We start from the raw sequence: 11,824 nt of genomic DNA, 5'->3' as shown, positions 1-11,824 counted from the left end.
GAGGTACCTCCAGAAAAGGATCAAGACCGGATGAAAGTAGTTTAAAAGAGACTTGCTGCGTATTCAATAAGGATTTACACAACTACCCTGCGAGGGCGTTTGCGTTCCGTAGGCTTTCTAAGGTTGTACCAAACCACATGGTATGATGTGGTTGAATGGGTAGGGGCATAGTCTTAGAAGCTGTTTTAAAGGTATACTAAGGTAGGGGTACCGCCGGGGCGGAAAAGCGCCTTTTTTTGAGGTACCTTTTATCACGGATCAGGTCGGAACTTCGGTTGGCCGTCAAGCGCCCAGGTAGGTGTGCAATGTACGGTTTCTGACTCCCCGGCGGGAGCGGGACATCCTACGGCCCTGGTTCAAAAGCCTGGCTGCTGATGCCCGGTAGAGTAAAAAAGTAACTTATGTTAGTTCTATGTAAATTTAACTTCTTGTGTGTGTGATGAAGACCTTCGTTCAGTGCCTGTCCTCGTTTCTGGTTATGGTACCTCTATTTGTCTTTTCACAATCGGCACCCACGGTTGACGTCCTCGTGTACGGGGGTACGGCGGGGGGCGTTACGGCCGCCATTGCCGCTGCCCGCGAAGGAGCTTCCGTACTGCTAGTGGAGCCCGGACGGCACCTGGGGGGCATGGTGACCGGAGGACTTTCCCACACCGACTACGGCGACCGGGCGGTAATAGGCGGGCTGGCGCTGGAATTTTATGAGCGCGTGGCCAAAGCCTACCAAAAGCCGGTTTTTTTCTGGCGTGGACCGGAACCTACCCTCGGCGAAAAAATCCTGCGCGACTGGCTCAAGGAGACCGGCGTAAGCGTCCGGTACGGCGACCGGGTCAAATCCGTGCAAAAAGAGGGGCGGAAAATCACCGGCCTGCAACTCCTGTCGGGCGTTAAGCTGACGGCCGCTGTGTTCATTGATGCCAGCTACGAAGGGGATCTGATGGCCCGGGCCGGGGTGGGCTACGCCATCGGGCGCGAAGGCATCAGCGATTACGGCGAATCCTGGGCCGGACGGCAACCTTTTTACCCCGACAAGCATAATTTCCCCTTGCCCGTTTCCCCTTTCGTGAATGGAAAGAACGGTGAATTACTACCGCTGATCAATGCCAGGCCGCAGGTCGGCTTTGGGGAGGCCGACAGTGCCGTGCAGGCGTATTGCTTCCGGGTGATCATGACCAACAAGCCAGAAAACCGCATTCCCATCACCCGTCCGGTTGGCTATGATTCCACGCGCTACGAGCTGCTCCGGAGGTACCTTAAAGTGCGCCAGCCCACGACCCTGGCCGAAACCGGGGTGTTCAGGGCCAGCATCAACCTCCCCAACCAAAAAGCGGAAATCAACTCGGCGGGTCCCATTTCCACCAATCTCTACGACGGCACTAACTGGGCCTATCCCGATGCCGACTATGCCCTCCGGGATAAGATATGGAACGATCACCTGCGATATACCCACGGGCTGCTGTATTTTATTGCCAACGATCCGGAGGTACCCGAGCCGGTCCGAAAGCAGGCGCAGCAGTGGGGACTGTGCAAGGATGAGTTTGAGGACACCGGCCACTGGCCGCACCAGTTGTACGTGCGGGAAGCCCGCCGTATGCGGGGCGAGTACATCATGACCCAGCATGATCTGCTGCGAGACACGCTCAAATACGACGCCGTGGCAATGGGTTCGTACAACATCGACGTTCGGCACACCCAGCGTACTTACCACCTGGTTTCGCGGTTTCCGGAGCTTCTGGCCGAAACCATCAACGAAGGGTACCTTTCCATCCCGGTGTCACCCTACCAGATTCCCTACCGGGCTCTGGTGCCCCGGTACGAAAACTGCACCAACCTGCTGGTGCCCGTCTGTGTGTCGAGTTCCAGCCTGGCGTTTGCCTCGGTGCGCATGGAGCCGCAGTACATGGCCCTGGGGCACGCATCGGGCGTGGCGGCGGCCCTGGCCACCAAGCAGCAGGTGGCGGTGCAACACGTCGACATCGCCGTTCTTCAGAAAAAGCTGCGGGAGCAACGGCAGGTCCTGAGTTTTGAAGAAAATCCAAACGGGATATTTGGCCAGGGCAATTCCGTGGTGGTAGATGACGACATGCGCCGGTTTGTGGATCGAACGGGTACCTGGAACAGCTCGGAAAACCCCCTGATGGCCCGCCATGCCATTACCTACCTGTCCAGTCCACAATCAGCGCCTTCCTCCCTTGTCTACCGCCCCTACCTTCCCGAAGCGGGGAAGTACAAGGTGTATGGCTGGTGGCCACTGGGCCCGGGTTTTGCCACGAATACACCCCTGACCATTGAACATGCTGCCGGAAAGAAGCCGTTGACCGTTAACCAGCGGGATCAGGGCGGACAATGGATCGAGTTGGGTACCTTTCAATTTGAGAAAGGCTACCGGGGTTCGATCACGGTGAGCAATCAGGCGGCAGATGGGGTAGTCGTTGCGGACGCCTTTCGGTTCGAACGAATCCATTAAGGAGAGCATAAAAAGCAGCTTCTTAAACCTACCTTCCCAGTACATTCTGTACTACTTTGCAAGGTACCTGCCTGCTAGCTACGCATCGCTTTATGGCTTGGTAGCAGAGGTACCTTCTTTCTTTTTAACGGGCACTGTGGCGGTACCCATCAAGCTGTAAAAACAGAGTGTCGGCTCCCGGTTTTCCTTCACCGGGAGTACTCCTGCGCCCACCCTTCGATTTTTTTTTACTTTACGTGAACCTCGCGTGATAATTTCACATCTTTGGCCTACATTTAGGATTCTGGAAAAGAGTGCAGAGGCCTTTTTTTGCAGTAGCCGCAGGATCTTAATTCAACTTTAAACGAAACGCTCTATCATGGCGACAGGTCTTCTCGCCCTTTTGGATGATGTGGCCGCCCTGGTGAAAGCCAGTGCCGCCAGTCTGGACGATGTTCCGACGCAGGTGGCTAAAACAACGGGTAAGGTGTCCGGCATCGTGATCGATGATACGGCGGTCACACCCAAGTACGTGGTGGGCCTGGATCCCAAGCGCGAAGTCTCCATTATTTATCAGATTGCGAAAAAGTCGCTCATCAACAAGGTGCTTTACTTAGGCCCGGCGGCCCTGCTGCTGGGGTACTTTGCGCCCGGTGTTATCCCGTACCTGCTCATGGTAGGCGGGGCCTACCTGTGCTTTGAGGGCTACGAAAAAGTACATTCCCTGTTTAGCAAGTCGGCCCACGTCGCCGCTGACGGCCCCCCGGAAGACCTGAAGGTCATTACCCCTCAGGAGCTGGAGAAAGAACGCGTGGGCAGTGCGGTGCGAACCGACTTTATCCTGTCGGCAGAGATCATGGCCATTGCCTACGCCACGGTAACCCAAAGCCCGTTGGCTAACCAGATTGTGGTGCTGGTTGTGGTAGCCATCTTTATCACCTTGGCTGTATATGGCTTTGTGGCTCTGATCGTGAAAGCGGATGATCTGGGCGTGCACATGGCGCAGGAGCGATTCAGGCCCCTTACCCGGAAGATTGGGCGCGGGCTAGTGAAGTCGATGCCCACGTTCCTGGTCGTATTGGGGTATATAGGTACTGCGGCCATGCTGTGGGTAGGGGCGGAGATCATTGCGCATGGGCTGCCCTTTTTGCACCATCCGCTGGAGTCGCTGACGCATTCCCTGGAGGATATACCGGTGCTTGGCTGGCTGGTAAAAGTGCTGGTGCTAGCGCTAGGCGGTACCGTATTGGGGGCGATCATAGCCCAAGTGATAGGTCTGGGCAGCAAGCTGTTCCGGCGTTCAACCGAAAAGACGGCGCATGAAAAGCCTTGATCCGAATTGCCTAAAATACAACCTGACGCAAGTACCCCCTCATTCTGCCGGATTTGCCCTATCCGGTTCGGTTGTTCAATAGGTACCTTTGTACTAATCAAAGTACATTTGGATAATCTAGGAGAACACGAGCGGAAACATGGCAGCCAAGTTGATTTATTTGATGCTCACGTCACTGGACGGCTACACAGAAGATGAACGCGGTCAATTTGGCTGGGCTACACCCGACGACGACGAGGTACATACCTACGTCAATGAGCTGGGGGCTTCGATAAGTACCTACCTCTACGGCAGGAAAATGTACGAAACGATGGTATATTGGGAGACCGCCCACCAGGTACCCAACCAGCCGAAGCTCGTGCTGGAGTGGGCTCGTCAGTGGCAAGCCGCCGAAAAGATCGTTTACTCCCGGACGTTGGCCGCGCCTACCAGCGCCCGGACGCGCCTGGAGCGGACGTTTGATCCCGAGGCGGTTCGCTTACTCAAAGCCAGCGCGGAGCAAGACCTCGCCGTAGCCGGTCCGGAGCTCGCGGCGCAGGCTTTGCGGGCCGGGCTGGTCGATGAAATGCAGCTGATACTTTTTCCCGTGGTGGTCGGGGGCGGCAAGCGGTTTTTTCCGGCCCATTGGCCGGCTAGCCTTACGCTGATCGAGGAGCGCCGGTTTGCGAATGGGGTAGTGGCGATGCGGTACGCGGTTGGCGGCTGATCAAGCGAGAAGCGTGGTATTTCTCACCTCTCTACAAAGTAGCCAGAATAGGTACCAACAGAAAAGCGCTATTGAGGCTTGAAATGGCAGGTAAAGTACCTCATGTCGGTCTTTCAAGATTCCGGAGGAATCCCACGTTATAGCCCAAAGCCGAGCCAGGCCTACCGCTGATTCCAGCGGAATCATACGGTTCTACGGTCGATACGACCACGCGGTGGGCTATTCGCCAGGGTACTTACTTTTTCTCCATAAATGATGTAACGCCTTTGCAGGCATGATCTGGCAAAGTACCGAGGTACTTTCTTCTGACCACGAGTAAACCTTTTGTAGCCATTTGGTCTTTGTAATTCAATTCATGGATCAGGTTTTACTTATAAAAAGAGCAACCCTGAAAGGGTGCCATGTTTATAGAAATAATAGGAATTCAAAACTGGCAGAACCCCGAATGGGGTGACACCATGCACTACTACCGCCCCATTCGGGGTTTCAAACGAGGTGTCTTGAATAGATTTATAATCCTAACATGCCTTCAGTATTTTTATAAGAAAGCCCTTTATCAATAACTGAGTGATTGCTAATTATAATTCCATCATTAAGTTGCTTTGGAACTGTATATGTGTAATTTTTATTTTTAAAGAATTGTTATGAATATCAAAATGTGGTTGCAAAAGATAAAAAACCAATAAGCAGTCCAACTATCCATCCATAAATTACTTCTTTTTCAGTGTGTCTTTTCAAAACAATTCTTGACCACGAAATAAAGAATATAAAAAATAAAAATATAATCCCAAGCATTAGACTAATAGGTATAATCAAAAATGTTAAGAAAATATTTAAGGAGACGTGTAATGAACTTTTAATATAATAGTTTAAAAACTTTGAGATAAGTAAAAGAAGAAAGAAAAAGAGTGCATTCCACTTTACTACTTGTGATTGATTTGTGATAAAAAAGATCACAGTAATAATTAATAGCAAAAACAAGACAAATATGTACCAAGATTGTCGTTGGGCTTTATCAGAAATATCAAAGTTGGTGTAAGTGCCTCTTTTTGAGCCTTTATACATTTTTATTGAGAGGGGAAGAATCACACAAACCATTACCAAAATAGAAACTATGGCGGCATTATCAAAGTCTTCGTAATTGAAAAGTGCAATTATTATAGAAGTAGGGATTGTCAAAAGTGGATGGCCAATTGTAGATAGTATTTTTGCTAATTTTAAATTCATTTTTTTGGAATTTGTCGATTCTCATTAAGCTGATCGCATAACGGTTCGGGGCTTGGCTAAGAAGCGGATTTCGAAGTACTAAACTTTCTTTCAGTACTGGACTAGAAACGAAGTACAAAACTTCATTTAAGCACTGAACCCGCTTTTTTGCCAAACGCCTGTTATGGGGTCGGTTTTTCATTTGATTATTAAGTCTTTTGATGTTCGTTTAAGTCTCGCTAAACCAGTTCTACTTGAATTACATTCTGTTCGAACAATTCTCAAACTTGCCTTTTCCATATGATACTTTCTAAATTGTCCTGTCCAAGTATCGTCTTTAAAAATTATATGATTTTGGTCGTTTGAAATATATTTAATCAAATTCAATTCAACTCTATTTACTTCTTTAAACCTGTCAACTATAACCGAAAATGTGTTTGGCTGTCTGTGGTCAACGGCTAATTCAGTCCATTTTGATAGTATTCCAGTTTCTTGACATTTAACTTGCCCTTTCACTGAATTTTTGTCAAAATACTCTTGTTTTACTGTTTTAATATCATCGTGAATAGAGTTTCTACAAGCTACATAAAATAATTTTTCAGGAGTGTATTTAGTGTTATTTATTATCATCAGGTATGAAATATATACACTTGTTTTGTCGCTGTAAAAAATTTCAAAACATTTAGTATTAAACTGAACTCTTGCGATTTTTATATCTTCAATTGATATTTCCGCTTCATTGTTTTCATTACCTACTTCACTTTCATCTTCATTACTTATTTCTTCTTCTTCACTATTTTCATCAGCCGTTTCAAGTTCAGCTAAATAATTAAAATAGTCATAATCCAATAAGTCAATAAGGTCGTCATAATCGGAAGCATTTAGTGATTGTCCAAAGTCGTAAGAATTTAAAATAGTTCGATAATGCGTAATTGCATCTTTTTTGAATTTGTATTCTTTCTGTCCTATTTTAAATGGTTTTCTCATTGTCGTTGTCGATTTTAAACTGCCCCATAACGGTTGGGCTAAAAAGCGTTTTAATGATTTTTAGCTATTGTTATGTAGCGTTTTTATAATTTTCAAGTCAATCCCTTTGCTTATTTGCTCACTAACTATGTCTTTTCTTTTTAAAATAGTTATTACTAATCTTTTATATTCTTCCTTATTTCTAATACCAGTCAAATCACAAACTTTTGAGGCAGGAATTAAAGCATTTTTAAGATTAAATAACTGTAATATGGAATCATAGTTTTGTGTTGATGCCGCTTTCTCAAAATCTAGCTTTATGTTTTCAAATAAGTTTTGCTTGTCAATAGATTGATACATTGTATTTAATTCTGGTAAAACATCATCTAAATTTTTTTTAGTAAAATTAGTCAGTGATAGAAACTTCTTTCTTAAAGACTCTTTAAAATGCAATAAAATTTGAGCTTCCATTTGGTCAGAAAAGAATGAAATCAAATTTCTTTTAACTTGGTCGAAAACATCATTTGCATCTCTGCCCATATGGCTTGCCACTGCTTTAACTATATCCTCGATTAGGAGTAAATTCTCAGCTTCAGCTACATCTAATACCCAAACTCCTTTTGAATTCAATTTAACTATATCATCAACTTGACGCCTGTCTCGGTCGATAATCCCAAATGAATCAATATGATGGAACCCCTTTTGCTCATTAAATGACTTTACAGATTGAATAACCTTTTCACAACTACCTAATGGTTTAAGTGTATAAGTTGGAAAGACATGCTCATATATTTCATAGTCAATGCTGCTATTGTCCCCTTCTAGAAAAATTACAGGTTTTCGACTTCCTAAAACTTCTAAATAAAGTTGTTCAGGAATAGGCATATCACCTTCTAGAATCTCATAATCCCAAATACTATTTCCTTCATAAGCTTTCGCCCAAATTTTAGCCGCATTTTGCCTTGTAAATGCAAAGTCTATATCATGTGTCAGATAAATAAATGAACAGTCAGGCCTTTCTATTTCTATTAGGTCAAATAAGGTTTTAACTAGTGATTTATGAATATGCATCTCGGGCTCATCAATGATTATCATTGATTTTTCAGGAGAACAAATTACTTCACCTATTAAGTAAAAGATAACTCTTTCTCCATCGCTCATCTCCGAAGCATTATATTTATTATCCTCTTGACCAGTCGGGTAAGTTTCTATAACACCAGATTTTATTTTTAATTTTCGGTGTGGAAGCACTTTCTCCCAAATTGATTTTACAGTATCTATTTTTGTTATCGGAGAAAGGATGTTCTTTTCTTTAGAGTCTGAAAGAGTTTCATATTCTTCTGTATGCAGCAAGACTAATAACTTTTCATAATCATTTAATAAGTGTGTATTAAAATTATCTCCCCAACGGTTACTTTTTTTGTAACTCAAAGCTTCATTTACATTCTGCTGAGGATGATTGGAGCCAATAAAAAACTCATTTCTAGCAACTTCTAAGGATGTAGGCCTAACCAACTTTGGGATTGATAAGGATTTTTGTGCAGAGATTCTATGTGTTTTTAAATGATTATCTTCTTCAATCTTTGCTCCAAATCTAGTTTTACCTGAACCATTTGCTCCTATTATAACTAATTGTTCGAAATCTATTTCAGGGTTTGTATTTGGAATCCCTTTTTTAGTTGGTAGTTTTATTTTCATTTAGATTTGTAATTTATTAATGCTACATAACATTTGTATAAACGAACCTAGTTTCGTGTATATCCGCTATAGCCGAACCATTTGCAAACGTTTACAAACGACTACAATTGATTTTGATGCTTACATAACTTATAGCAGCGTAAAGCCTATAAGCCAAAGTACCTACACACTCTCACCAAATATTCCATTCTCCCACCAAAAGCGTAGCTTCCAGGCCTTCTCTTTTTCAAGAAGAAAAGAAAATTCCATTCAACGGCCCGTGCCTGTCTTGCCCTGCTGAGTTGGGAACTTTTAAAAGTACGAAAAAAGCCGGAACTACCCCTGGGGCGGTTCCGGCTTTTTTGTTTGGTGAGGGGTACTTTAGGTACCTACTGCCCCATGACGTTGAAGCCCGCGATGTGCTTCTGGAAAATGGCGTCGAACTTGGTGGTCGCCTCCGTCTGGTTGGAGTCCCGGCAGGCCATCACGATGGTTTGCAGGATGTACAGGTCGGTGTTGGTATCGCGCTGGTTGCCGATGCCCGTCTGGCGGAAGAACGTCAGGTTTTCGTCGGCGCGCTTGGCCATGGTTTCGGCAATCTGCAGGGCCTGCTTGTTTTCGCCGAGCTCAAAGAGCGGCCGGATGAAGTTGGCCGAGATCTGGTCGTACGGGATGCTCTTGTCGGGCATGGTGGCCAGACTTTTCTGGAGCGCTTTCTTGGCTTCTTCGGTTTTGCCCTCGGCAATGAGCTGGCCTACGAGCCGCATGAACGCAATGCGGGCCGTAAACACCGGCGAGCCCAGGTAGGTGTTGTCGTAGTAGACGTTGGGGTTGTCGAGCTCCCGCCAGAACATCTTGTTCATGAGGTTGTCATACATGATGTCCGTGTTCACGTAGCCGTCGGTGGCGTTAGGTACCCGTACGGGCAGCAGGCGGTAGGCGTAGCCTTCGAGTTGCATGTACTCCTTCAGGCTGAGGTAGTTGGAGGCCACGAGCGTTGACGAGAAGTAGATCGGGCGTTTCCAGTCGTTGGTCGCGATCAGGTCCAGCATGATCAGATCCGACTTGAAGAGATCGTTCTTGCCGATGGTCCAGCTGATGGAGTCGCGCAGGAAAGGCACCAGGTCGGGCTTGAGGATATTCATGCTCCGCACGGCTTCCACATCTACGGGCAGGAACAGGACCGACGACGGCAGGATGGAGGTCATATCGCCGCTCGTGAGGGGTACCTGAATGGCCCGATTCTCCTGCTTCACCAGCGCTAGGTACTCTTTCAGGTTGATGCCGTTGCGCACGCCCGGAATCTCGTAGAAAGGCACGATGTCGTTTTTGCCGAAGATGTAGTTTTCTTTTTCCAGCGAAATGGGCAGCGGCTCCGACTCGTAGGTCTGGCGCTTCATCTGGCTGATGTACCAGTCGGTACCGAGCAGGCTCAGGTTACACACCCGGACGTCGGTACGGAAGCCCTCTACCTCTTGGACATACCAGAGGGGGAAGGTATCGTTGTCGCCGCCCGTGAAAATAATGGCGTTGGGGGCGCAGGAATTGAGCAGGTTTTTGGCAAAGTCTACCGAATGGTAGCGGTTGCTGCGGTCGTGGTTATCCCAGCCTTTGGCACCCATCAGAATGGGTACTACGAGGGCCAGGGCCGTGGCCAGTCCGGCGCGGGCGGTACCATTTTTCACGAAGCGACCGAGACCGTCGGCGATGGAAAGTACCCCAAAGCCGATCCACATGCAGAAGATGTAAAACGACCCAACGTAGATGTAGTCACGCTCGCGGGGCTCGGTAGGCGGTGAGTTGAGGTAGATGACCAGCGCAATGCCCGTCAGGAAAAACAGCAGCCCCAGGATGAGGAGGTCGCGGCGGCGGCGGAAGTACTGGGCCACGATCCCGAGCAGACCCAGGATGAAGGGCAGCATGTAAAAATTATTATGGGCTTTGTTAATGGCAATCTTGGAGGGGTAGTCTTTGCTGGCACTCCACGGCAGGAGGTTGCCCGCGCCCTCTTCGTCGCTTTCGCGCCCCACGAAGTTCCAGAGGAAGTAGCGCCAGTACATGTGGCCGATCTGGTACGAGAACATAAAGCCCAGGTTTTGGGCCATGGTGGGTTTCTGGCCTTCTACCAGGCCGGTCATCTGGCGGTAGAGCTGCACGTGGTTTTGCTGGGTACTGTACATCCGCGGCAGCAGAATGTTGGCGTTGGGCTCGTATTCGTACTCGGGGCGGTAGTCGTAGATCTCGTACTTGCCGTTTTGTTTGCGGTACATGGCGGCTCCGCGCTTCTGGCTAACGGGACGCGACACAAAGGTAGGGCCGTACAGCAACGGACGGCTGCCGTACTGCTCGCGCTTGAGGTACGATACGAAGCTCAGCACGTCGTTGGGGTCGTTTTCGTTGATGGGCGGGTTGTAGTTGGCCCGTACAAGTACCATCAGGTAGCAGGCGTAGCCTACCAGCACAAAGGCCAGCGACAGCAGCGCTACGTTCAGCACCGTTTTTTGTTTTTGGTGCGAATAGCGAATCCCCCACACCAGGGCTCCCAGGAACAGTATGATGAAGAACGTCACGCCCGACTTGTAGGGAAGGCCCAGCGAATTGACGAAGAAAATCTCAAACTTACCGGCAACACTCGGCAAGCCGGGGATGATGCCGGAGTTGATGATAGCCAGCACAACCAAGCCCGCGCCAAACGACAAAATGCCGCCGAAGAGGCTGGGATTGGGGTACTTTTTGAAATAGTATACCAACGCCAGGGCCGGAATGGTGACGAGGTTGAGCAAGTGAACGCCGATGGAAAGCCCCACCAGGTAGGCGATCAGGATGAGCCAGCGGTTTTCGTCGGCTTCGTTGGTGATGCGTTCCCACTTGAATACCGCCCAGATGACAATGGCCGTAAAGAACGACGACATGCCGTATACCTCGGCTTCCACGGCCGAAAACCAGAACGAGTCGGACCAGGTGTATGCCAAAGCTCCTACGGCCCCAGCTCCCATGAGCAGAATCAGGTCGGACGTGCTGAGGTCGGCGTCGGGCTTGTTGATGATTTTCCGGCCCAGCAGTGTGATGGTCCAGAAAAGAAACAGGATGGTGAACGCACTGCTCAGTACCGACACCATGTTGACCCAGAACGCTACCTGCGTAAGGTCACCGAAGGACAGCAGCGAAAAAAGCCGACCCACGAGCAGAAAGAACGGCGCGCCGGGTGGGTGAGGTACCTGGAGCTTGAAGGCGCAGGCAATGAATTCGCCGCAGTCCCAGAAACTGGCCGTCGGCTCGATGGTAAGGGTGTACGTTAGTAGTGCAATCGCGAATACAATCCAACCGGAGAGGTTGTTGAAACGGTTGAAACGGGTCATTGGTATAAGTGTAAGATGTATAAAGCAAATGAGCGTGGATGGTCACTTTGGGAGCGATGTCATCAATCGTCGGCTCAAAATTAGCAAAATAACCTCAACGGCAAGGTTTGGAAGGTCTTAAAAAGTGTTAA

Annotated in this window: 7 protein-coding genes; 3 read left to right on the top strand and 4 right to left on the bottom strand. The window is 48.2% G+C overall.

What is annotated here, in order from left to right; genetic code table 11:
- The first annotated feature begins 439 nt into the window (after window positions 1–439).
- The 3 genes from HNQ92_RS21950 to HNQ92_RS21940 all read left to right on the top strand — a co-directional run bounded on the left by HNQ92_RS21950 (window position 440) and on the right by HNQ92_RS21940 (window position 4,485).
- Window positions 440–2,467: an FAD-dependent oxidoreductase gene (locus tag HNQ92_RS21950; protein WP_221307518.1), complete on the top strand. Its 2,028-nt coding sequence runs from the start codon at window positions 440–442 to the stop codon at window positions 2,465–2,467.
- 358 nt (window positions 2,468–2,825) lie between these two features.
- Window positions 2,826–3,779: a DUF808 domain-containing protein gene (locus HNQ92_RS21945; protein WP_184177373.1), complete on the top strand. Its 954-nt coding sequence runs from the start codon at window positions 2,826–2,828 to the stop codon at window positions 3,777–3,779.
- A 139-nt stretch (window positions 3,780–3,918) separates the two neighbouring features.
- The gene (locus tag HNQ92_RS21940; RefSeq protein WP_184177372.1) at window positions 3,919–4,485 is read left to right on the top strand and encodes a dihydrofolate reductase family protein; all 567 of its coding nucleotides are present in this window, start codon (window positions 3,919–3,921) and stop codon (window positions 4,483–4,485) included.
- A gap of 651 nt (window positions 4,486–5,136) precedes the next feature.
- On the opposite strand, the gene HNQ92_RS21935 is transcribed toward HNQ92_RS21940, so the two are convergent.
- The 4 genes from HNQ92_RS21935 to HNQ92_RS21920 form a co-directional block, all read right to left on the bottom strand.
- Window positions 5,137–5,712, bottom strand: a complete 576-nt coding sequence (locus HNQ92_RS21935; RefSeq protein WP_184177371.1) for a hypothetical protein — start codon at window positions 5,710–5,712, stop codon at window positions 5,137–5,139.
- Between the two features lie 177 nt (window positions 5,713–5,889).
- Window positions 5,890–6,678: a DUF3223 domain-containing protein gene (locus HNQ92_RS21930; RefSeq protein WP_184177370.1), complete on the bottom strand. Its 789-nt coding sequence runs from the start codon at window positions 6,676–6,678 to the stop codon at window positions 5,890–5,892.
- Window positions 6,679–6,738: 60 nt separating this feature from the next.
- A complete protein-coding gene (locus tag HNQ92_RS21925) occupies window positions 6,739–8,355 on the bottom strand; it encodes a DUF4435 domain-containing protein (protein ID WP_184177369.1) in 1,617 nt (538 codons plus the stop codon).
- A 368-nt stretch (window positions 8,356–8,723) separates the two neighbouring features.
- Window positions 8,724–11,693 carry a glycosyltransferase family 117 protein gene (locus HNQ92_RS21920; protein WP_184177367.1) on the bottom strand — a complete coding sequence of 990 codons (2,970 nt, stop codon included), beginning with the start codon at window positions 11,691–11,693 and terminating at the stop codon, window positions 8,724–8,726.
- Window positions 11,694–11,824 lie beyond the last annotated feature (131 nt).

This window comes from Rhabdobacter roseus (assembly GCF_014202275.1).
GTDB lineage: Bacteria > Bacteroidota > Bacteroidia > Cytophagales > Spirosomataceae > Rhabdobacter > Rhabdobacter roseus.
The sequence above is the reverse complement of the archived record's forward strand: the minus strand, read 5'-3'. Positions and strand labels throughout refer to the sequence as shown.